The organism is Methanorbis furvi (assembly GCF_032714615.1).
GTDB lineage: Archaea > Halobacteriota > Methanomicrobia > Methanomicrobiales > Methanocorpusculaceae > Methanocorpusculum > Methanocorpusculum furvi.
The window spans coordinates 146,819-168,371 of the sequence record NZ_JAWDKA010000005.1 but is presented as its reverse complement, the minus strand read 5'-3'; the positions used below and the strand labels follow the sequence as shown (position 1 = coordinate 168,371).

The following is a 21,553-nucleotide window of genomic DNA, read 5'->3' as shown; positions in this document are numbered from 1 at the left end:
CAGGCTGATGTTAGTTTGTTTTTGTGCGTCCCCGCGAAGGTGCAGAGCAGTGAACAGGCATGCGTTTTGCGAACGGTTCAGGATTGTAAAATCCAACGCCAATCATGAAGAAATCTATAAATATAGATGAGTCTAATCTAATTAGGTCAACAGGCATAGCAAAAGGGCCTATAGCTTAGTCAGGAATAGCGACGGACTCTTAATCCGTAGGTCAGGGGTTCAAATCCCTTTAGGCCCGCTTTTGATATGTGGTTGAATGTTTTTGTTGGGCCTATAGCTTAGTCAGGAATAGCGACGGACTCTTAATCCGTAGGTCAGGGGTTCAAATCCCTTTAGGCCCGTTTTCTAAAATTTTGTTATGTTTTTTCAGAAATATTCGGTTGTGGAAATTCAAAATTCTGAAACAAAACTAACCGCATGTTGAGGCTGCGTAGTCATCGCGTGACGCTAATAAAGCATATCACAGGAACGAAATCAGATTATAATGAGAGTGTGGAGACCATGTAAAAATGAAATTTTCTCGTTTTTTGAATTAATAATAACCATCCATCTCCGAAGCGTAGTATAACGCCATTTCCTTTTCAAAATCACGATGAGTAGACATTACTCCACTTACAGTAGATAAGAAAGATTCTAATTCGTCCATGCGTTCCGCCAAATTACGGAGATTGATAAATTTCTCCTTATCATTTATCAGAGTCAAATCTTTGGTTATCGGATATCTGAATGCAAATGAGTTTTTATCCACTTTGGCAAATTGGTTAATATAATCTTCAACAACATTGAGGACTGACTTGTCATCATCAGGAAAATCAGAGCGAATCAATACCTTCACTTTTGACCAGATTTTCCTAAGATCATGCTGACAAGATTGTAATGTGCGTCTTTTTTCCTCTTCTGTGTCTTTAGTATTTGAAAGATATATTTTCTTCAGTGCGAGTTCTATGTATTGTCTATAGAGAAAACACACAGGAAAGACACACGTATCTAAAACAAAGGGACAGCCTTTTTCTAATGCGTGGATGATTAGTGTGTCAGCGGCATTTTTGTATCCCTGTATATATCCATAAAACTGCATATTCATATCACCCCATGCAATATGCGAATATTCAGTTGGATATCCCCCAGAAATAAAAAGTTTTTCACCTTTTTTCGGAAAATCACTCATAGGACATTCATTACAAATTAATGACAGATATAGATGTGTATACCATTAACCCACATTCGATATTCAATCATGGACGATCTTCGAAAAATTCTTCCAAAGCCAAAATATTTGATTTTATGGAATGCTTCCAGTACCAAAACACATATGCCTTACAAGACCAAAACATGTACGGTTATCTTGAGCTGAAAGCAGAGAATACCTCTGCATGCCCTCAAAACCTGAGGACACACATCAGCTTTTGAAAATTATACATACCGCTGAAACTGATTTTCACGGACAAGGAAATAGGTATGAAAGTAATTTACAACGACGGAAAAACAGGAGAGTGCCCAAAAGAAGAGGAGCTGCACGTAATACGCCACACAGCAGCCCACGTACTTGCCCAGGCAGTGAAACGTCTGTACCCCCATGCATCCTTCGCCTACGGACCGGCAACCGAGAAAGGATTTTACTATGATGTCGATCTGGGAGACACAAAACTTTCCGACGCAGACCTCCCTGCAATCGAAAAGGAGATGCAGGAGATCGTCAAGGCAAACCTGCCGGTAAAACCGTTCATCCTCAATCGTGCGGACGCATTAAAACTCATGGAAGAGCGCAATGAACCGTACAAGGTTGAGCACATTGCAGACCTTGACGAAAATGAGCCGCTGAGTTTCTATGAACAGGGCGAATACATCGATATGTGTGTGGGCCCGCACCTCACCTACACCAAGACCCTGAAGGCCTTCAAACTCACCGGCCTCTCCGGCGCGTACTGGAAGAACGACAGCAAAAACAAGATGCTGACGAGAATCAACGGAACCGCCTTTGCAACTTCAAAAGAGCTGGAAGATTATCTGAAGCTTCTCGAAGAGGCCGAGCGCCGCGACCACCGCAAGATCGGAAAAGACATGAAACTGTTCATGTTCGAGGATGTTGGTCCGGGATTCCCGTTCTTCCTGCCAAACGGCATGATCGTCAAGAATGCCCTCATCGAGTACTGGCGCGAACTCCACGTGGCAAACGGGTATCAGGAGATCTCGACACCACTGATCATGAACCGCCATCTCTGGGAAACGAGCGGCCACTGGGATCACTACCAGGCAAACATGTACACGACCATAATCGACGAGGAGGAGTTCTGCGTCAAACCGATGAACTGCCCGGGTGCCCTCATGGTGTATGCCAACGAGCCGCACAGCTACCGCGAGCTTCCGATGCGTCTTGCAGAGCTCGGCATTGTTCACCGCCACGAGCTGAAAGGAACACTGCATGGTCTGTTCCGCGTCCGCAGCTTTACGCAGGACGACGCTCACATCTTCATGCGAAAAGATCAGATCGCTGACGAAATTTCATCAGTGGTCAGTTTGATTGATCAGGTCTACTCCAAGTTCGGATTCGAGTACTTCCTGGAACTTTCAACCCGGCCCGAGGACAGCATGGGAAGCGACGAGGACTGGGAGGCGGCAACGAACGGTCTGGTAGACGCCTTAAACAAGCTGAACCTCACCTACACAATCAATGAGGGAGATGGTGCATTCTACGGACCGAAGATCGATTTCCATCTCCGTGACTGCATCGGGCGTACCTGGCAGTGCGGAACGATCCAGCTTGACTTCCAGATGCCGATCAACTTCAACCTCTCCTACGTTGATGAGAACGATGAGCGGCCGCGGCCGATTATGATCCACCGCGTCTGTTTTGGATCAATCGAGCGATTCATTGGTATCCTGACCGAACACTTCGCCGGCAAGTTCCCGGTCTGGCTCGCACCGATGCAGGCAAAGGTTCTGCTGGTTTCCAAGAAGAGCGAGGAGTACGCATCCGAGGTGTATCAGATGCTAAAAGATGCGAAGATTCGCTGCGAGCTTGACAACCGCAATGAAAAGATTGGCTATATGATCCGGCAGGCCCAGTACACTGAGAGAGTTCCGTACATGATCATCATCGGCGAGAAGGAGTTGGAGACGAAGACGATCTCGATTCGTACCCGCGACAGCAACACGGTCTCGATGACGCTGGAAGAGTTCCTGACAAAGATCACTGCTGAGATCAAGAACAGGGATTAAAAAATTTCAATATTTTTTTGAAACGCGAATCGCGTTTCTGCAAAAATTATTTTGTGTACCTGACCCGCGCCATGTCAAGGGCGTGACCCTGGAACTCGGTCTCCAGCCGGTCACCGCAAAGGCGGATGTCATGCTCATATCCGTGAGCACAGACATGATAGACCCCGCATCCTTTCGCCTCCCAGGTGAACGGCTCATTGATATTGTGGCCAAGAACTTTGCCGATGGCAACACCGGTGTTGTCAGGGTAAAACCGGCAGTGCATTCTTCCGGCAAATATCACGGACTTCTCCCAGTCGCCAACGATAGGATCATTCATGCGGACTCCTCCGAAAAACTCCGCACAACTCCTCCCTCTCGTACTCGGTTCCGCGAACACGCATACTCCATGAAACTCTGGTTAGTTCTCCTTCGCCAAATACTTCGTGGAGATCTTGTTCGGAAAAGTAGTGAGTGACAATGCCGTCACCCCGAAGATAAGAAAATGGTTCGACCTCAGTTCCCTTCCCGCACCGCATATCATTGCGGGAAAATCCTTTGAAAAAAATATTTCCGGATGGACGCAGAACACGACACATCTCTTGGGCAGCAGGCTGCCACAATGCCCTCGGCAGATGGCCGAGTACATGCCAAGCAAACACCGCATCAAACGAACAGTCCGCAAACGGCAGAGCAGTGATGTCAGCAACAACTGCCGTGCAGCCAGTGTCTTCAGCGAGCGAGACCGCCGCAGGAGAGATATCAACGCCGACAGCGTCCCAGCCGTGTGAGTTCATCGCAGCAAGCGTCTTGCCGTTGCCGCAGCCGCACTCAAGAACGCGGCTTCCCTTCGGGAGAACAGGCAGCTCTCCCGCAGCGCCGCCCCACAATCTGCCGCGAACAGAGTAATCCGCGTCCCAGCCGTTCACAGCCGCACCGAAACGCCGCGCGAAGAGAGATACTCCTTCACATCACGGACCGTCAACTCACCGTAGTGAAACACACTCGCCGCAAGACAGGCGTCCGCCTTTCCAAACACGAAGCCGTCATAGAAATGTTCCAGCGTCCCAACACCTCCGGAAGCAATCACGGGAACGTCCACGTTCTCCGAGATTGTCGCAGTGATCTCCAGATCAAAACCGGTCTTCACCCCGTCCGTCTCCATCGATGTCAGGAGAATTTCTCCCGCTCCGCGATTGACTGCATCCTGCGCCCAGGAAATTGCATCCATGCCGGTCGGCTGACTGCCGCCGTAAATGACGACCTCATACCAGCAGGTCCTGCCGTCGCGGAGATGAACCGGGGTTACACCATCCCGCATCTCATAGTTTCGCCGGACATCCTCGGCAAGCACTATGCACTGGTTGCCAAACAGCTTCGCTCCTTCGCTGATAACCTCAGGCGTCTTTACAGCAGCAGTGTTCAGACTCACCTTGTCTGCACCCGCGCGGAGAATCTCCTGAATATCTTTGGTGGTGCGGATGCCTCCCCCGACCGTCAGGGGAAGGAACAGCTGGTCGGCAGCTCGTCCGATAACATCAACCATCGTCTCGCGATTGTTTTTGGAAGCAGCAATATCCAGAAACACCACCTCGTCAGCTCCCTGCTCATTATAGGTTCGCGCGAGCTCGACAGGATCTCCCGCATCCCGCAGCCCTTCAAAGTTTACGCCTTTGACAACTCTCCCGTCTTTGAGATCAAGACAGGGAATAACCCGCCGTGTAAGTCCCATGCAGGTATAGTTGGGAGTCTGGAAAAATTATCATTGCTATTATCTTCTTGCAAAACCAACCAGTCTGGCAATGATGCATACCGGAGAACAGAAAATTCAGTGGGCCGCCCAGTATATGCCGGTCCTGAATGCGATTCGTGAACGGTTTGAAAAGGAGAAGCCTCTTGCAGGTCAGCGCATCGGTATGGCGCTCCATGTTGAGGCAAAGACTGCATGCCTGGTCAGAACGCTCGCCGCCGGAGGGGCCGAGGTTTACATCACCGGATGTAATCCGCTTTCAACGCAGGATGATGTGGCAGACGCCCTTCGCGAGGGAGGTATTGCCTGCTATGCAAAACGAGGATGCAATACTGAGGAGTACTATGCGGCTATCGACAAAGTTCTCGACGCCCGCCCGACGCTTACGATCGATGACGGCATGGACTTAATCAACCGTGTTCACATCGACCGCCGCGATGTGCTGCCGGAAATTATTGGCGCATGCGAGGAGACCACGACCGGTATTCACCGCCTGCGTGCGATGCAGGCTGACGGAAAGCTGGAGTTTCCGGTTATCGCAGTGAACGATACGCCGATGAAGCATTATTTTGATAATGTGCACGGAACTGGCGAGAGCGTGCTTGCATCCATCATGCTGACTACGAACGTGCTTCTTGCAGGCCGTCATGTGGTGGTTGCTGGATACGGCTACTGCGGCCGCGGTGTTGCAACCAAAGCGCGGGCACTTGGAGCACGCGTGATTGTGACCGAGATCGATTCCCGCCGTGCGCTTCAGGCACACTTCGATGGGTTTGATGTGATGAGTATGGTTGAGGCGACAAAGGTTGGCGATCTGTTTGTTACGACAACCGGCAACTGCAGTATCATCACCGGCCGCCACTTCCCACTGATGAAGTCGGGCGCAATTCTCTCCAACGCCGGCCACTTCAACAATGAGATCGATGGCATCTGGCTTGCAGAACATGCAACAGCTGTCGAACACCGCGACGGCATCGATACCTACATCATCGACGGCAAAAAGATTCACCTGCTTGCGGAAGGAAGACTGGTCAACCTCGCAACCCCGAAAGGTATGGGCCACCCGATCGAAGTGATGGACCTCAGCTTTGCGGTGCAGGCGTTGTCGGTTGAGTATGTGGCAAAGTTCGGGCGCAGTCTTTCTGCCGGCGTTCACGATGTGCCGACAGAGATGGATGAGTACATCGCACGGCTGAAACTTGACGCGGTCGGAGCAACACTGGACGAACTTTCCGCTGAGCAGAAAGAGTACATGTGCAGCTGGAATCACGGAACGTAAGTTTCGAAAAATATTTTATTTTTGGTTTTCCCAGTAAATTCGTTTATTGACAACTAACGTTCATCGTAGCTCCGCCCACGGAAAAACGGAAAACACAGAAATATCACAGAAAAAAAACATCACGGAGTAGACGAGAATATCACGGAAATGAATTGTTTTCGGATTCAGTGATGTTCACGTCTGCTCCGTGATGTTTTTTCCGTGAAATTTTCTGTGTGTCCTGTGTGCTCCCGCGAAGCGGTAAGCAGGCCGCAGGCATGCGAGTCGTGGGCAGAGCAGAACGTAATAGGCAACACGAATATTTTTTTATAAATTTATTTTTTCTTCAGATTTCTTCCAGATCAGCCGCTTGTCCACAACTTCATCGGCAAAGATCAAAAATGCGTGGGCAGCGTAGGCGAACACTTCGGGCGTCATGAGGTACGCGTCAGGAATTTTTCGTGCATGCGTGTTGCCAATGATGCGCACGAAGTCCAGCGCATACAATCCTTCAGGGCTCAGGATGCCGGTGCGGCCGATGGATGAACATACTGTACCGAATTTTTTGTTGTCGATCCGAATTTTTTGCATCCGGCAGATCAGCTCTGCTGTAGCCTCGGTAATGTCACAGAGTTTGCGGGTAGAGACTTCGGATTTTTTTTGTCTTGCGATCATACCGAGATCGCGAAAGATTGGATGCACACTCGCAATCTCTTCCATCTGCCGTGTCCGCATCTCGGACTGTGACTTGATCAGCACAGAAGGGTAGATGCTTTTTTCAAGATGCAGGCCTTTCTCGCGCGGAAGGGCGTAGCGAATGAGAAGGGACGCGCCAACTCCACCGGATGGTGCCTGTAAAATAACATCGCCGATGTTTTGCATGTCATAGAGACAGTTGCAGCAGAGCGAGAGACGGTTTGCGGCCTTCAGGGATTTGTGTAGATCACCTGCGGTGATCTCAAGAGCGGGTTCCCCCTCTTCTGCGGCCGCATCGAAACGCCTGTACATCGCATGATAAAAATCTGCAGCAGTCAGGTTACCGGGTTTTTTTTCGGTCATGACTCCTTCACTTCCCGAAAAGTCCGGACAAAAATCCTTTCTTCTCCACAACTTCCACTTCGATGATCAGATCTCCTTTCTTTTTCGGCGACATCACGCCAAGCCCTTTTCCTTCCGGCGGGGCAAACCGGTCGCCGGTCTTGACGTCTGCAGGAAGCGTGACTTTGAGAATTTTATTGAACAGCATCTGAACAGGAACAGTGCCTCCGCGCTCGGCCTGCTTGGGAGTTATCTGGAGTTTTCGGATCAGATTGTTGGTCGAATCATCAAGCTCCCAGTTCTCTTCAGGAATAATTTTCAGATTCACGTAAAGATCGCCGCGTGGCTTTCCGGGCTCTACCGGTACACCGTAGCCCTCAAGCCGGTAACGGCGCACGCCCGGGTACACCTTGACAACGACCCGTTCGCCTGCGACCTTCATCGGAATTTTTCCTTTGCCGTATGCAGCAATTGCGAGAGATATCGGATAATCCGTCTCGATGTCTCCGCCTTTGGTCGGCATGCCGCACATCTTTTTTCCTCTGGGTGCGCTGGTTTGCTCCTCCGCGTTTTCCGAGAGGCAGGCATCGTACTCGGCACGTTTTTCAGCGTCTCCGAGAACCTCGTAGCTTGCCATGATCTTGAGCAGGCGCTCGTTGTATTCATCCTGCTTTGCCTCGTCAGTTCCCGCACGATCAGGATGATACTGTTTGACCAGGGAAATGTAGGCCTTTTTTATCATCTCGGCGGTCGCATTTCGCGGAATACCCAGCGTGGTATAATGAGTATCAGTATCGGTATCGGCCATATTATTGTGCATATGTTGGAAGGATGAAATCATAATCTTACTTGCTTGCTTCTCTCTGGGACGAAGAGAGCCGACAACTCAGAGACCAATCCTTATCACTGCTTCCCGCAAATATACTTCCCATGTACATCGGCATCGATCACGGAACAACCTCTCTGCGTTTTGCAACTGATACCGGCAAACGGTTCAAAATATCCCGGGAAGACGCAAAAGAGTTTACTGTTTCGGATCTGCAGAAAATTTGTCCGGTTGAAGAGATTGAAGGGTTTGCTCTTTGCTACTCGATGGGCGACAACTTCACGGAGATTACCCCTGTTGCAAAACTCAAAAACCGCGGAGTCATCACCCGCGAAGGTGCAGGAGAACACATCGGCGGAGGGACGCGGGTCTTTGATGTGATCAAAGAGTCAGGCATTCCGGCGGTTGCCGTTCCCGGTATTCACCGTGGTTCGGATACCGACCCGCGATTCAAGATTTACTCTCACCAGACAAGCCCGGAAAAACTCGGCATCGCCTATCTCGCATCCAAGACGCTTGGCGACACCTTCATTGTTTCTGACATCAGCTCCAACACCGTCTCTCTTCTCATCGCAAAAGGAAAGTTTATCGGCGCATTCGATGCCTGCGTGTTTGCTCCCGGCACCCGCCACGGAGCACTTGATGTCGAAGCAATACGAAAAGTGGACAGCGGAGAACTCACCGCAAACGAAGCCTTCACCACTGCAGGCGTCATGCATCACATGGAAGAAAAATATCAGAACCCGACCGTTGCCATGTGGGCCGCAATGGAGTGCGCATCACTTGCCCTGCTTGCTCCCGAAGCTCCGGTAGCACTGGCCGGCAGTCTTGCACCGGAACTTGCCGAGGAAATTTCCGCGCTTCTGCAAAAACCGGTTATCGTTTACGACGAGTGGGCGGCATCTGACGGACTTGCACAAATCGCACGTGACGTCTTTTCCGGGGCAAAACAGATTCTCGGCATACCAGTTTCCAAAACACTTCGCGTCCGAATGTTCGGGTATCGTCGAATTATATTTCGACCACAAGAAAGATAAGCCCATTCAAACAGGTCAACTCCAAAATACCCAACATATTCACCTATTTTAGAAATCAGACAAATTTTTTCGAGATATTCGGAATCATTAGATTCATATTGATTAATCGTGATAAATTATACTGGTTATTCACGTGAGAGAGCTACGCATCCATGGTAGAGGCGGACAGGGATCCGTCACGGCTGCGGAACTTATTGCTACCGCAGCCTTCACAGGTGGAGTGTACGCCCAGGCGTTTCCGGCATTCGGTGTCGAACGCCGCGGCGCACCCGTCCAGGCATTCGTACGGTTCAGCAACGAGAAGATCAGACTGAGAAGCCAGATCTACGAGCCGGATTATATAATTGTACAGGACAGCACCTTAATTCACGACGTCAACGTATTTGCGGGAATGTCGGAAGGTGGGATTGCAATCATCAACACCGAAAAGAAAGGAAACTACAACCTTCCATCAGGTGTCAGACTGATTGTCATCGACGCAACAGCGATTGCTCTCGAAGAGATCGGCCTCCCCATCACCAATACTACGCTGATGGGAGCATTCGCCGCAGCAAGCGGTGAGATCACCTTAGATGCACTCAAAGATGCAATTGAAGAGAGGTTCCCCGGAAAACTTGCGGCAACCAACTTCGCCGCAGCACAGCGGGCATACAATATGGTAAAGGAGGGAGCAGTCTAATGCCGCTTGGAATAGGATGTACAGCACGACCCGGTCAGGGAAGAAACAACAAAACCGGTTCATGGCGGGTCTATTACCCGATTCTTGACAAGGAAAAGTGTACCAAGTGCGGAACATGCCAGCTGATCTGTCCGGAAGGATGCATCAACCAGCTGCCTGACAAAAGTTATGAGATTGATCTTGACTTCTGCAAAGGCTGCGGCATGTGTGCCGAAGAGTGCCCTGACAAAGCAAAAGCGATCACCATGCACAAGGAGGAAAAATAAATGCCCCTGCAGATGATGGAAGGATCCATTGCTGTCGCAGAGACCGTTCGTCTCTGCCGGCCGCAGGTGATCTCCGCATACCCGATCACTCCGCAGACCCATATCGTCGAAGGTCTCGCATCAATTGTTGCCGACGGACGGCTTGACGCAGAGTACATCTGTGTGGAGTCTGAGTTTTCCGCACTCTCCGCATGTATCGGAGCGTCTGCTGCAGGCAGCAGAGTCTACTCAGCAACAACCTCACAGGGACTTGCCCTGATGGCTGAAGTGGTCTTCAACTCCGCAGGAATGCGGCTGCCAATCGTGATGGGTATTGCCAACCGTGCAATCTCCGCACCGCTGTCCATCTGGAACGATCAGCAGGACTCCATCATGATGAGAGACTCCGGTTGGCTGCAGCTCTACGCAGAGGACAATCAGGAAGCAGTTGATCTGCACGTCCTCGCTTACAAGATCTGTGAGGACCACGACATTCTGCTTCCGGCCTTTGTGTGCTTTGACGGATTTATCCTCTCGCACGTATTCGAGCCGGTTGACATTCCGTCTCAGGAAGAGGTTGATGAGTTCCTCGGTCCTTTCAATCCGTACCAGCAGCTTGACGTCAAAGATCCGATCTCGTTTGGAATGTATGCAACGCCTGAGTACTATCTTGAGTTCCGCTACGAACATGATCAGGCAGTCCACCGCGCGGCTGATGCCCTGCGCAAGCATGGAAAAGCGTTCGGCGAAAAGTTCGGCCGCGACTACTCCGAGCTTGTCGAAGGTTACAGACTCGAAGATGCCGAGGTCGCGATCATTGCGATGGGTTCGATCTGCGGAACGACCAAAGACGCAATCGATGAGATGCGTGCGGAAGGCAAGAAGGTTGGTCTGTTAAAGATTCGTTGCTTCCGTCCGTTCCCGGCAGCCGACATTGCGAAAGCGCTTGCCCATGTGAAGACGGTTGCAGTGCTTGACAAGAACATCAGTCTTGGTGCAAAGGGAGCTGTAGGAATTGAGGTTAAGGATGCCTGCTACGGCTTGGGCATTCCAATCTATGACTACGTCCTTGGTCTCGGCGGCCGCGACGTACGCAAGAAAGACATCAAGAAGATCGTAGAGCTTGCCGAGAAAGGTTCAGGCGATATGTTCTACGGACTGCGCGAGGAGTTGTTATAAATGGTAGATCGTACAATTGAAAACTTCGACTGCGGTCACCGCGCCTGCGGCGGCTGCGGGGCATCGTCTGCGGTCAGAATGATTCTGAAGGGTGCCGGAGAAAACACGATCGTTGTCAGTCCTACGGGATGTCTTGAGGTGTTTTCGACTCCATACCCTGAGACTGCATGGAAGACGCCGTGGATTCACTCGCTCTTTGAGAATGCATCAGCAGTTGCATCAGGTGTTGAGGCTGCCCTGAAGAAGCAGGGAAGACTCGGCAAGGAGAAGGTGCTTGTCATCGGCGGCGATGGGGCAACGGTTGATATCGGTATGCTCTGTATCTCAGGAGCTTTCGAGCGCGGTCATGACTTCACCTATGTCTGCTATGACAACGAAGCCTACATGAACACAGGTATTCAGCGTTCCGGAGCAACACCCTACGATGCGGACACGACGACCTCGCCGTCCGGCGTCTGCTCGACCGGAAACAACCGGCCGAAAAAGGATCTTCCACAGATTCTGGTTGCCCACGGATCACCCTATGTGGCGACCGCGACCATGGCATACCCGATGGACCTGATGAAAAAGGTCGAGAAGGCGATGAACACGCAAGGTCCCTGCTACATTCAGGTGCATGCTCCCTGCTGTACCGGCTGGGGATATGACGGCGCGAAGACGATGGAAATCGGCAGAATGGCGGTCGAGTGCGGACTGTGGCCATGTTACGAAATCGTTGACGGCAAACTTACTTCGGTAAAGAAGGTCAAGCGCGTTCCGGTCGATGAGTATCTCAAGGCCCAGAAACGGTTCCGCCACCTGTTCAAGCCGACAAGAAACGATGCAGAGATCGCAAAAATTCAGGCGATCGCTGATGCCAATGCCGCGAAGTACGGCATTGACATTGAATAATATTTTTTTCCCAGAATACTTAATCCAAAGAGCGTCAATATATACGACCATGACGTTCGCAACAGATGTGCTTGCTTTACTTCTTGATCCCAAAACGTTCTTTGCGGATTCTTCCAAGACCAGCTCTCTGAAACTGCCGGTGCTGTTCACCGCCATCTACGCAGTTGTCGTAGCAGTGGTGAGTGCACAGGAGTCTGCGGCATCCGCCGAGATGCTCGGTCTTGGCGACATGGCCGGAATGATGCAGGGAATTGGTGCGGTCAGCGGGTTTGTGATGACATTTATCTCCTGGATTATTGTGGCACTGGTGTTTTTTGTGTTCATCAAGTTCATCGCCCATACAAAATCCGGGTTCAAACCATTTCTGATCGCAACAGGTTACGCCTCCCTGCCGCTCCTTGTCGGAGCGATTCTCACGCTGATCATTGACGCCGTGGCCAAAGGAACTTTTGACGGCTGGATGGGATTTGTGCTGAATCTGGTGATCCTTGTATGGTGCGTGCCCATCTGGGCATACGGATGTGCCGCAGCAGGAGACGTACCTGTCTCAGCAGTCTTCACCGCAATTCTGATCCCAATCATTCTCATGATCGCCTTCACCGCATGGGGAACCTACACAAGCCTTGAAGCAATGAACAATCTTCAGACAGGCGGCATACAGGTATCCATGGGGCCGCAGCGATAATTTCCCAACAACTTTTTTAGATTTTTAATCGTGAGCGGTTCACGAAAAAACACTGAACTGTGAAAATTCTGTGGACTAAAAAAACAAAAAAAAATTATGGATAGATTGGTTTTCTTCGCAGACGCCAGTACCGGTATCCGGCAATGCCGAAGATAACTAACCAGACCACGACAAAGATCGGAAAGAATGTATCATAGCTTACCGGATAAAACCGCATCTCCACATCTTTGGACTCTGTCCAGACCACGACCGTCCCGTAGTTTGCAGAATCAACACTCATCTCTTCAAGAAGAGCGGCTGCCTCGTCTCCGGTATAGGTCACACCGCCATCTCTGACCGGTCCGAGAATCAGATTATTCGTATGAAACTCAGGCGGCAGCAGAACGGTTGTATTGAACGGCACCAGATACTGCGCATAGATGAGGTTCCCGTCAATAGGAGCATCATAGGTCAGCGTATAATTTCCTTCGGGAAACGTAAGCTCCATCGAATTTTTCTTCGTAGTATTTACTACTGTTCCATTCTCCGCAGTCAGCGTAACATTGTTCGCCTTCAGCTCTCCGCCTTCCCCGATAAAACCGGGAGACATCAGCAGATAGCCGCTCTGGTTTACCAGAGAGGCCTCTGCGAAGAGCGTGCTGCCGTCTTCAGACACCGCATACACCACAGAGTTTGCGGACACCGGCAGCACCAGCAGCGCAGCTATCAGCAGTACTGCAGTTACAGCACGGAGAGCAGTGCTTCGATGGTCGGGTCGATCTCGATTGGCGGAGCGCATTGCTTAATCACCGTTTCCGGATCCTTCAACAGGTGGCCGGTAACCACACAGACAATTTTCTCGCTGGGATCAAGCATGCCCTGCTCGGCAAGCTTGCGGATACCTGCAACGGATGCAGCGGATGCCGGCTCAACACCGATACCCTCATAGCGCGCAAGGTCACGCTGCATCGCAAGAATCTCTGCATCGGTCACGGACTCTGCGGTTCCCTTTGTCTCGCGGATAGCACGCAGAGCCTTCTCTGCGTTTACCGGAGCACCGATACGAATTGCGGACGCAACCGTCTCAGGATTCTGCTCCACAACAACTTCAGGCAGATTGCCTTTGATCGCGTTGACGACAGGCATTGCGCCTTCGGCCTGAATGGCCGTCATCATTGGCAGCGTGTCGATGAAACCGACATCGCGCCACTCGCACAGACCCTTGTAGACCGCGGAGATGTTTCCTGCATTGCCGACCGGCAGAACAATTCTGTCCGGCACACAGCCAAGCTGATCAACCGCCTCAAAACCGATCGTCTTCTGACCCTCAAGCCGGTACGGGTTGATGGAGTTTAACAGATAGATGCCGTGGCTGACACAGAGCTCGTGCACCATCTCAAGAGCGCGGTCAAAGTTTCCGCGAATCGAGATGACTTTCGCTCCATGCATCAGTGCCTGGGCAACCTTGCCGAGAGCCACGTGGCCTGCAGGCAGCAGAACGACCGACGGCATTCCTGCCTTTGCTGCATACACTGCCATCGATGCAGACGTGTTGCCGGTTGAAGCACAGGCAACAATATTCTTGCCGAGCTGTTTTGCCATCGAAACACCGAGTGTCATGCCGCGGTCCTTAAAGGAGCCGGACGGATTCATACCCTCGTGCTTTGCATACAGATTCGGCAGCCCCAGCTCTTCACCGATCTTTTTCAGATGGTACAAGGGAGTTCCTCCCTCCTGCAGGGTGACCGGTTCAATTCTGACCGGCAGGAACTCTTTGTATCTCCAGACCGAGATCGGGCGCTGGTTCAGTTCTTTGCGGGTGATGGTGATCTCATCGAGATCATATTTGACGGCCAGAAGATGGCCGCACTTCTCACAGTTGTACACAATTGCGTCCGGAGGATACTCCGCACCACAGTGAACACAGACGAGGCGATACATGCTGTAAATATTTGGTGCTGAAAGGTTAGAATGTTATTCCCATACCACTTTTTTTGCCGGCACCCCGGAAATTTTCAGAAACACAATCCAGAGCGCAGCAGGCACAAGAAATGCCGCCCAGTACGCATACGATGCATCAATTTTGCTGAGCAGGAATCCGAAAAACAACACAACGGCAACCACCAGTAAAATCACGGAGTAAAGCTTCGGCCTGACGTCACTGCCGTCACTGGCAACCGTACCCCGGACGCGACGGAACGAAAACGGATAGAGATAATGAATGCCTGAGTTGTCACAGGTATCCTCCAGCAGATGCAGGAAACATCCAAGCAGAAACGCCGCGCCGAATATCCAGATAAGAGGGTTGTCGCGCAGGAATTCGAGATACGGAATAAATGACAGCACAAAACAGAATAACCAGATCCAGAATGTCAGAAGTGCTGAGATGCAGATGATACCGATCGGCGAGTGCGGGAGTTCACGGTGTCCCTGTTTTGGGAGAATTTTCTGACCGAAGATGCCGACAAAAACCATCGAGAGTGGTTTGTAGCAGAAGATGTAGAGGAAGTAGCCAATAACCGGAGTCAGGAAAAACCGCCGTCCTTTTGCTCCCGGAATTGCCGAGTGGAAGATTGCTGAGTCGCGGCCTTTGTCCACGTCCGGCGCGATTGATCCAAAGAAGATACCAAGCAGAATAACAATCGACCATACCCAGTCAATTATTCCCGCGATCGGAGCGAGAATGACAAGACCGGTCAGGAGGCTGAGCATTATATGAGTTGAGCCTTTCACGGGGTATGTATTGGATGTCCAGAGAAAATAATCAATGGTTATCTGTTCAGCAGAGAAATAGAATACCAATTATGGCTGCGAAAAAATCAGGACGAACATCTTCGTCACACAAGAAGAAATCAAAGAATATGTCAAAGCAGATTGCAGCAGCAGTGGTGGTGATTGCTGCTGCCGTCTGTGTTGTGATCTTTGGCGGCGGCATGATAAGCCCGGCCTCGTCCCCCCTCGCGCCTCTCATCACGGATGAGCACGCGTTTTCGATGCATGTGATCGATGTGGGACAGGCTGATGCGATTCTTCTGTCCAAAGACGGAAAGTTCGCACTGGTTGATGCGGGCGAGACGATGAAACCTTCAGAGAGGGAAGCGCGCGACAAACTTTTCGCATATCTTGACTCGCTGAATGTGACAAGACTTGAGTTCCTGCTGCTGACGCATCAGGATTATGATCACATCGGCAGCGCGCTTGATGTGCTGAAAAAGTACGATGTGGGCACGGTCTATGACAACGGAGTTGTCCACACTTCGGCGACCTATGAAAAACTGATGACCCATATTCTGGATCAGAAAATTCCCTACCGTGTGGTTGCGGCAGGGGATGTGATCTCTTCGCCCTGGCAGGGTGTGACACTTGAGGTTTTGTCGCCGCAAAAAGATCTGATCATGTCAGGCAAAAACCCTGACATCAACGAGAACTCGGTTGTGATCAAGGCAGTCTATCAGAATGTGTCCTACCTTTTAACAGGAGATGCGGAGAAGAAGGCTGAGGAGGCAATGTTTGCGGCAGGAGAGGATCTGAATGCAGATATTCTGAAGGCAGGTCATCACGGAAGTTCGACGTCTTCCACGCAGAAATTCCTGAACGCGGTGAGTCCTGCGGTAATTGTTATCAGCCTTGGCGAGGGCAATGAGTACGGGCATCCGCACAAAGAGCCTCTTGAGCGGTTTGTGCAGATGACGAAACACATTTATCGGACCGATATGGACGGGGATATAGTTGTGACGACAGACGGAAATGTGTACTCTGTGGTTACGCGAAAAGCCCATGTCTACGAGAATGTGATTGTACCAAATCAGGCAGCAGCATGAGTGAGAGGCTGCTGATAACGGTTGATGCAATAGAGGGGGAGAAGGCATCGCTTCTTCTCCGGCTGCCGGAAGAGGAACGACCGTTTGCGGTCGTTCCTCTTTCGATGTTGCCGGAGGGCGTAGCTGTCGGTGATATTCTGTCGATCTCGTTTCAGGCTGAACCTGAGATGACTGAAGAGGCACGGCGGCGGGTAGCGGAGTTGCATGAGAAGCTGATGGGGAGATAAAAGTTATTTTTGCAGTTTTTGATAGTATTGTATCAGACGCATTCCATTTTTCTCACCAATGGTATTCCTAAGAATTTTGCTCAGAAATATGTAATGATGATTGGCAATACGATTTCCTTTCAGGAAAAGTTTTGAAAAACCCGTTTTGTCATTGAGCCAGGAACCATATGGGTGATGAAGCGTATATGCTGAGTTGAGCGGCTGAAAAATTCCGGGGGCAGTAGTCCATGGAAAATATTCGTAAGGATAGATTGTAATACCCTCTATTGATTGCAGACAGTTCGATCGGACAAGTCCATGACGGGAAAAAACATTGCACATCACAAAAGATTCAGTAATAAAAGTATTGAGAGTTTTCGTCTCAGAAACAAAGGTGAGTGCATTGTACTCATCCGCAAGTTCCCAAAAAATAGGATGTCCTTTTTCCGACCCAATCACAGCACCCCCTAACGATTCATATGTGAGAGGGGAGGAAAGGCGTCCAACAAAACCCCTTTGATTCAACAAAGGATCCAGACATTTCAAAATTTCCACATCGGCATCCAGATATAACCCACCATATTCAGCAAGCAAATAAAAACGGGCATAATCAGCAACAAAGGCATATTTTTTTGCATCATAAGCTTCTCGAATCCAAGGACAAATATCCATGTCAAAATTGTCGGCAGTCCAGAGAATAATTTCATAATCAGGTAGATATTTTTTCCAACTGAAAATACATTTTCTGACAATGGAAGGATAAGGGTCCTTTCCAAACCAAGTGTGATGAATTATCTTAGGTATTGAGGTCCTATTCTGCTCAGTGGTATGAACCATATATCTAACATTACCGTACGCTTTCAAATAAAATAAATATAGGCATAATAAAATAGAGATAAAATCGCCCGCGATAGAACAAAAAACACAGATATTTTTCAGAACATGGATGGAGACCCCAGAAATGTATGTATGAAGATCGTATGGTGCGTCATCTACAGAAATTCAGAAGAAATGTGAATAAAGGCGTATCACAAGTATTATATTTCGATTGAGTTGTGAAGAAGTGAATGTGAGTAACCATTTGAATCTTGGAAGTAGGTACGTCATCCGGAAATGCAGTATGGTGTGGTAGAGTACTATTTTTGCGAGTCGAGCTTCGTGAAACGGATATTTCGGCAGTTGAGCGATGTTTTACCAACAGGTGTATCTATCTTGTAGATGGGTGAATGAATAGGAATTTTAGCAAAATATTGAGAAATGAAGGTATTTTTACGGCTGTGACTCATCACAACCACCTTGGCCAGGGAATGCCGAACTGTTTTACAAGACCCGTAATCTCGTCGTGGAGTTCTTTGTCAAGTTTGAAGAGGACAACAAAGTAGATGACTGCTCCAACAGCGACAGGAATGAGCACAAGGAAAACGTTGGTTAACGGAACGAACTGTTTGTAGATGAAGATGAATGCTGCCATCAGAAGAGCACTTACGATGATGTGGAGAATCGGTTTTGCCTCGACATGGATAGGAACGTAGTGTTTGAGGAAGTGTCTGAGAAGGACAGCATTGAGAATAATGCTAATAAGCGAGGCGACAGCTGCTCCTTCGATGCCAATGAGGGGAATCAAGGCAATGTTGAGAACAATGTTGAGCAACGCAGCTGAAGCGGTTGCGTAGAAGGACTGACGGGCATGGTCGATAGCACTGAGGGTTGTTCCAAAGAATACCATGAAGACGTTGACGATCTGAAGGAAAAGCAGAATGGAGCATGCCGTCCCACCAACAGCAAAGTCGGCGCCGTAGAAGAAATAAAGCAGTCGTTCGGAAAGGAGAACGCCTCCGGCGGCTGTGGGTACTGCGAGCAAAAGGCCATAGGTGATGCTTCTTGTGAGGATTCCCGGAATCTGAGTGAGATCGCCTTTGGCACTCCAGTTGCTGAACTTTGGCGTAAGTGTGCCGGCAATCGCGGCAGTGATGAAGGTACCTATTGTAGTGAGTTGGAGTGCAACGCGGTAAACACCAACATCGCCGTTGGTCATGAAGTAACCGATGAAGATAGTATCGGTGTAGGTGAGCACTACTGAACCTGATGCAATCAGAAATGCCCACATTGAGTAACTGAGAAGACTCTGCAGATGACGGAAACCAAAACGGGCAAGTTTGAATTTGAAGTATCTGATACAGATGATGCCTGACAAGATCATACCGATGACGAAACCGCCGAAAAGTCCGGCAACAGAGTATCCTAAGAGAACGGCTACCACCTGTATACCGATTCGAGAGAGTTCAGATATTCCTGCAGAGAGATTAAAGATGCCTACATGACCAAGAGAGTATACGCCGTAAGTGATAGTATGACTGAAGAATGCCGCAACAAGAGCTGCGATAATCCAGAGAATCATATTGTAGCCTTCGAGGTCCACAAAGTACGGGCCGATCACAAGAAGAAGGAGAGTTGACACAATAATTAACAGAAGTCGAAGCGTCGCATATGCTGTAATGTACTCGTTCTGATCTTTTCCTTCGGAGATTCGTTTGACTGCGGCACTGCCAAAACCACCGTCACCGATCATATTGAAGATGCCGAAATATGCGAGGAAGAGGAAATAGACACCCATCAGATCTTTTCCAAGAAGATGGGTGAAGAGCATGGTTGAGAGAAATCCAAGGAGCGTTATCGCTATGGTTACACCAAGCTGAATCATGCTCTGACGCTGAATGGGTGGAATATTGGAGATGCGGGAAATGATTGCGGACGGCATCTTTTTGCTGGATTACTGTTGGTGCTTTGGGGTTAAGAAAGAGTTGGGAGAAATTTCACTCTGGTTTTTCCTTGGTGATGACTACCCATTTTCCATGTTTGTCGATGGATTTGATCTGGGATACCGGATCGTCAACAAGCTGCATCCATTCTGAGAAGAGCTGAACACCTGCCTCGCCATATGCGGAGATGAAGGTGGTACGCTGCATTCGTGGAGAAATTCAGGATGTTGTTGTGGACATCAGAAAAGATTCTCCGACATTTCTCGAGCATTATGGCGTGGAACTCTCAGCAGAGAATATGAAATTGTTCGTGATTCCAGAAGGATTCGTCCACGATTTTCAGTCGCTTGAGAAGGACTGTGAGATCATGTATCTGGTAACAGAGTTTTACTCGCCGGAGAGCGAAAGGGGACTGCGGTTCGATGATCCAGCGCTCTGTATTTTTTGGCCACTTGAAGTGAGTGATATTTCAGAGAAGGATAGGAAGCATCCGTTGATTACACCGGAGTTTTCTGGACTGGATGTATCAATGTATCAGGAGAAGGCATGACGAAGATCCTTGTTACTGGCGCGACCGGTTTTATCGGGCATCATGTAGTACAGTGGTTGGTGAATCACGATTATGGCGTAATCACAACGGGAACGTCTGAAAAAAAGGCAAAGAAGTTTTCATGGTATGATTCGGTGAAGTTTGTCGCGGCTGATTATTATTCAGAGGAGGAAAATCTTCCTGTCGAGATGCGATTTCTGCCATCATTTGCAGAGTATGGAAAGACAAAAATCATTGTGGCTGGTACGTGCTATGAGTATGGAGTGGTAAACGGCTGTCTGTCAGAAGATATGCTGACAAATCCGACGACTGTATACGGAATTGCAAAAGATACACTGCGGCGATATCTTTTGTTCCTTGCTGAAGAGTATGGCTTTTCATGGAACTGGGTACGGCTGTTCTTTTTGTACAGCGAGGGACAGAATCCGAAGTCATTGTTTCCACAAATCGATGCGGCGATTGCCCGTGGCGATACAGAGTTTCCGATGTCGGGTGGGGAACAACTGAGAGATTATCTGCCGGTGGAAAAAATAGCAGAATATATCTGTAGGATTGCTTTGCAATCGGATGTTTCCGGCATAGTAAACTATTGTTCGGGGAAGTGCGTGTCAGTGAGGCGGCCTGTTGAGAGACGGGGTGCTGAGTTGGATGCGAAAATCTCCCTGAAGTTTGGAGTGTATGGGTACCCCGCATATGAGAGTGTGGCATTTTGGGGAGATGCTTTACGGTTACATGAGGTGATTGATGATGCGTGAGATGGATTTTGTTGATGAGTATTATGCAGATAAGGATTTATCTTTGTTAAAGAAACTGACACTGGTTATTCCGACTTACAATCGAAATTACTATCTTTCGCGATGTTTGTGGTATCATGCCCATTTCCCATTCGGAGAGATCATTGTGGCGAATTCATCTCCAGAAGAGAAAATGGTTATGAATCGGGAGACAGTTGCGAAGATTCGTGAGAAATTTGAGGCAAATGTGCGGCATCTGGAGTGCGAGCCGGAAACGGAAAAATACGGTGGAGATATTTATCGGAAATGGAGAGATGCGGTGCAACATATGGAGACGGAATACTCGCAGATATGCACTGATAGAGACGTTAAAGTACCAACATCACAGATAAAAGCTATTATATTCTTGGATGAACATGAAGATTACATATAAACAACATTTAGAAAACGATGTTTTGCAGAAAAAATGATCTTGAATTTCAAAAAATCACATTTACCACCGATTACTACCAACCAAAAAATAAGAGCGACGTAAGTAGCTTTGTCAGATTTTCCCACACATTTCCAGATGCATGGCTACATATTCTCTTATTAGAACTAATTCGGACCAATATCTCATAACACATGTATATGTGCATGTTGGAAAATGGGATTACAGATATTCGATATGGGGAGTTGTACCTTTCAGGTGTAGGGCATATCTATGGAAAGTATCACT

At 49.2% G+C, this 21,553-nt stretch carries 25 protein-coding genes and 2 tRNA genes; 15 read left to right on the top strand and 12 right to left on the bottom strand.

Annotated features, from left to right (window positions below):
• Positions 1 to 164: 164 nt before the first annotated feature.
• A tRNA-Lys gene (locus McpAg1_RS05835) sits at positions 165 to 238 on the top strand.
• A gap of 29 nt (positions 239 to 267) precedes the next feature.
• A tRNA-Lys gene (locus McpAg1_RS05830) sits at positions 268 to 341 on the top strand.
• Positions 342 to 532: 191 nt separating this feature from the next.
• Here the strand turns inward: McpAg1_RS05830 and McpAg1_RS05825 are convergent.
• Positions 533 to 1,168, bottom strand: coding sequence for a hypothetical protein (locus tag McpAg1_RS05825; protein WP_338094357.1), 636 nt, complete (start codon positions 1,166 to 1,168; stop codon positions 533 to 535).
• Between the two features lie 290 nt (positions 1,169 to 1,458).
• On the opposite strand from McpAg1_RS05825, the gene thrS reads away from it, so the two are divergent.
• Positions 1,459 to 3,219, top strand: coding sequence for a threonine--tRNA ligase (thrS, locus tag McpAg1_RS05820; RefSeq protein WP_338094356.1), 1,761 nt, complete (start codon positions 1,459 to 1,461; stop codon positions 3,217 to 3,219).
• A 46-nt stretch (positions 3,220 to 3,265) separates the two neighbouring features.
• On the opposite strand, the gene McpAg1_RS05815 is transcribed toward thrS, so the two are convergent.
• From McpAg1_RS05815 to hisF, 3 genes are read right to left on the bottom strand one after another with little or no spacing between them, the layout of a single operon-like run.
• Positions 3,266 to 3,538, bottom strand: a complete 273-nt coding sequence (locus tag McpAg1_RS05815) for a hypothetical protein (RefSeq protein ID WP_338094355.1) — start codon at positions 3,536 to 3,538, stop codon at positions 3,266 to 3,268.
• Positions 3,531 to 4,127 carry a class I SAM-dependent methyltransferase gene (locus McpAg1_RS05810; RefSeq protein WP_338094354.1) on the bottom strand — a complete coding sequence of 199 codons (597 nt, stop codon included), beginning with the start codon at positions 4,125 to 4,127 and terminating at the stop codon, positions 3,531 to 3,533. The genes McpAg1_RS05815 and McpAg1_RS05810 overlap by 8 nt, the downstream gene beginning before the upstream one ends.
• Positions 4,124 to 4,930, bottom strand: a complete 807-nt coding sequence (gene hisF / locus McpAg1_RS05805) for an imidazole glycerol phosphate synthase subunit HisF (protein WP_338094353.1) — start codon at positions 4,928 to 4,930, stop codon at positions 4,124 to 4,126. Before hisF ends, McpAg1_RS05810 begins: the two co-directional genes overlap by 4 nt.
• Positions 4,931 to 5,003: 73 nt before the next feature.
• On the opposite strand from hisF, the gene McpAg1_RS05800 reads away from it, so the two are divergent.
• The gene (locus McpAg1_RS05800; RefSeq protein WP_338094389.1) at positions 5,004 to 6,227 is read left to right on the top strand and encodes an adenosylhomocysteinase; all 1,224 of its coding nucleotides are present in this window, start codon (positions 5,004 to 5,006) and stop codon (positions 6,225 to 6,227) included.
• Between the two features lie 306 nt (positions 6,228 to 6,533).
• Here McpAg1_RS05800 and McpAg1_RS05795 read toward each other — a convergent pair whose 3' ends face one another.
• Both McpAg1_RS05795 and McpAg1_RS05790 read right to left on the bottom strand, forming a co-directional pair.
• A complete protein-coding gene (locus McpAg1_RS05795) occupies positions 6,534 to 7,265 on the bottom strand; it encodes a hypothetical protein (RefSeq protein WP_338094352.1) in 732 nt (243 codons plus the stop codon).
• Between the two features lie 7 nt (positions 7,266 to 7,272).
• Positions 7,273 to 8,052 carry a DnaJ C-terminal domain-containing protein gene (locus McpAg1_RS05790; protein ID WP_338094351.1) on the bottom strand — a complete coding sequence of 260 codons (780 nt, stop codon included), beginning with the start codon at positions 8,050 to 8,052 and terminating at the stop codon, positions 7,273 to 7,275.
• Between the two features lie 122 nt (positions 8,053 to 8,174).
• On the opposite strand from McpAg1_RS05790, the gene McpAg1_RS05785 reads away from it, so the two are divergent.
• The 6 genes from McpAg1_RS05785 to McpAg1_RS05760 all read left to right on the top strand — a co-directional run bounded on the left by McpAg1_RS05785 (position 8,175) and on the right by McpAg1_RS05760 (position 12,786).
• Positions 8,175 to 9,107: a methanogenesis marker 12 protein gene (locus McpAg1_RS05785; RefSeq protein WP_338094350.1), complete on the top strand. Its 933-nt coding sequence runs from the start codon at positions 8,175 to 8,177 to the stop codon at positions 9,105 to 9,107.
• 133 nt (positions 9,108 to 9,240) lie between these two features.
• Positions 9,241 to 9,786 (top strand): pyruvate ferredoxin oxidoreductase subunit gamma, encoded by a 546-nt coding sequence (locus McpAg1_RS05780; protein WP_338094349.1) that lies wholly within the window; start codon positions 9,241 to 9,243, stop codon positions 9,784 to 9,786.
• Positions 9,786 to 10,052 carry a 4Fe-4S binding protein gene (locus tag McpAg1_RS05775; RefSeq protein ID WP_338094348.1) on the top strand — a complete coding sequence of 89 codons (267 nt, stop codon included), beginning with the start codon at positions 9,786 to 9,788 and terminating at the stop codon, positions 10,050 to 10,052. Before McpAg1_RS05780 ends, McpAg1_RS05775 begins: the two co-directional genes overlap by 1 nt.
• Entirely contained in the window at positions 10,053 to 11,210 is a 1,158-nt protein-coding gene (locus McpAg1_RS05770) for a transketolase C-terminal domain-containing protein (RefSeq protein ID WP_338094347.1), read from the top strand.
• Positions 11,211 to 12,101 carry a thiamine pyrophosphate-dependent enzyme gene (locus McpAg1_RS05765; protein WP_338094346.1) on the top strand — a complete coding sequence of 297 codons (891 nt, stop codon included), beginning with the start codon at positions 11,211 to 11,213 and terminating at the stop codon, positions 12,099 to 12,101.
• A 49-nt stretch (positions 12,102 to 12,150) separates the two neighbouring features.
• Positions 12,151 to 12,786 (top strand): YIP1 family protein, encoded by a 636-nt coding sequence (locus McpAg1_RS05760; protein WP_338094345.1) that lies wholly within the window; start codon positions 12,151 to 12,153, stop codon positions 12,784 to 12,786.
• Between the two features lie 94 nt (positions 12,787 to 12,880).
• Here the strand turns inward: McpAg1_RS05760 and McpAg1_RS05755 are convergent, their stop codons facing one another.
• The 3 genes from McpAg1_RS05755 to McpAg1_RS05745 are packed head-to-tail and all read right to left on the bottom strand — an operon-like array spanning position 12,881 to position 15,498.
• A complete protein-coding gene (locus tag McpAg1_RS05755; protein ID WP_338094344.1) occupies positions 12,881 to 13,564 on the bottom strand; it encodes a DUF5803 family protein in 684 nt (227 codons plus the stop codon).
• Positions 13,507 to 14,706: a threonine synthase gene (thrC, locus tag McpAg1_RS05750; protein ID WP_338094343.1), complete on the bottom strand. Its 1,200-nt coding sequence runs from the start codon at positions 14,704 to 14,706 to the stop codon at positions 13,507 to 13,509. The genes McpAg1_RS05755 and thrC overlap by 58 nt, the downstream gene beginning before the upstream one ends.
• 33 nt (positions 14,707 to 14,739) lie before the next feature.
• Positions 14,740 to 15,498 (bottom strand): metal-dependent hydrolase, encoded by a 759-nt coding sequence (locus tag McpAg1_RS05745; protein WP_338094342.1) that lies wholly within the window; start codon positions 15,496 to 15,498, stop codon positions 14,740 to 14,742.
• A gap of 128 nt (positions 15,499 to 15,626) precedes the next feature.
• Here McpAg1_RS05745 and McpAg1_RS05740 point away from each other — a divergent pair, with 128 nt between their 5' ends.
• Both McpAg1_RS05740 and McpAg1_RS05735 read left to right on the top strand, forming a co-directional pair.
• Entirely contained in the window at positions 15,627 to 16,586 is a 960-nt protein-coding gene (locus tag McpAg1_RS05740) for a ComEC/Rec2 family competence protein (protein ID WP_338094341.1), read from the top strand.
• The gene (locus McpAg1_RS05735; protein WP_338094340.1) at positions 16,583 to 16,813 is read left to right on the top strand and encodes a DUF3006 domain-containing protein; all 231 of its coding nucleotides are present in this window, start codon (positions 16,583 to 16,585) and stop codon (positions 16,811 to 16,813) included. Before McpAg1_RS05740 ends, McpAg1_RS05735 begins: the two co-directional genes overlap by 4 nt.
• A gap of 3 nt (positions 16,814 to 16,816) precedes the next feature.
• Here McpAg1_RS05735 and McpAg1_RS05730 read toward each other — a convergent pair whose 3' ends face one another.
• The 3 genes from McpAg1_RS05730 to McpAg1_RS05720 all read right to left on the bottom strand — a co-directional run bounded on the left by McpAg1_RS05730 (position 16,817) and on the right by McpAg1_RS05720 (position 19,758).
• The gene (locus tag McpAg1_RS05730; protein WP_338094339.1) at positions 16,817 to 17,629 is read right to left on the bottom strand and encodes a glycosyltransferase family 32 protein; all 813 of its coding nucleotides are present in this window, start codon (positions 17,627 to 17,629) and stop codon (positions 16,817 to 16,819) included.
• Between the two features lie 448 nt (positions 17,630 to 18,077).
• A complete protein-coding gene (locus McpAg1_RS05725) occupies positions 18,078 to 19,550 on the bottom strand; it encodes a flippase (RefSeq protein WP_338094338.1) in 1,473 nt (490 codons plus the stop codon).
• 55 nt (positions 19,551 to 19,605) lie between these two features.
• Positions 19,606 to 19,758, bottom strand: coding sequence for a hypothetical protein (locus McpAg1_RS05720; RefSeq protein WP_338094337.1), 153 nt, complete (start codon positions 19,756 to 19,758; stop codon positions 19,606 to 19,608).
• Here McpAg1_RS05720 and McpAg1_RS05715 point away from each other — a divergent pair.
• Genes McpAg1_RS05715 through McpAg1_RS05705 form a run of 3 tightly spaced genes read left to right on the top strand, consistent with a single transcriptional unit; the run spans position 19,745 to position 21,268 of the window.
• Positions 19,745 to 20,101, top strand: a complete 357-nt coding sequence (locus McpAg1_RS05715) for a dTDP-4-dehydrorhamnose 3,5-epimerase family protein (RefSeq protein ID WP_338094336.1) — start codon at positions 19,745 to 19,747, stop codon at positions 20,099 to 20,101. The genes McpAg1_RS05720 and McpAg1_RS05715 overlap by 14 nt on opposite strands.
• Positions 20,098 to 20,856, top strand: a complete 759-nt coding sequence (locus McpAg1_RS05710; RefSeq protein WP_338094335.1) for an NAD-dependent epimerase/dehydratase family protein — start codon at positions 20,098 to 20,100, stop codon at positions 20,854 to 20,856. The genes McpAg1_RS05715 and McpAg1_RS05710 overlap by 4 nt, the downstream gene beginning before the upstream one ends.
• On the top strand, positions 20,846 to 21,268 hold the full coding sequence (locus McpAg1_RS05705) for a TIGR00180 family glycosyltransferase (protein WP_338094334.1): 423 nt from the start codon (positions 20,846 to 20,848) through the stop codon (positions 21,266 to 21,268). Before McpAg1_RS05710 ends, McpAg1_RS05705 begins: the two co-directional genes overlap by 11 nt.
• Positions 21,269 to 21,553: the final 285 nt, after the last annotated feature.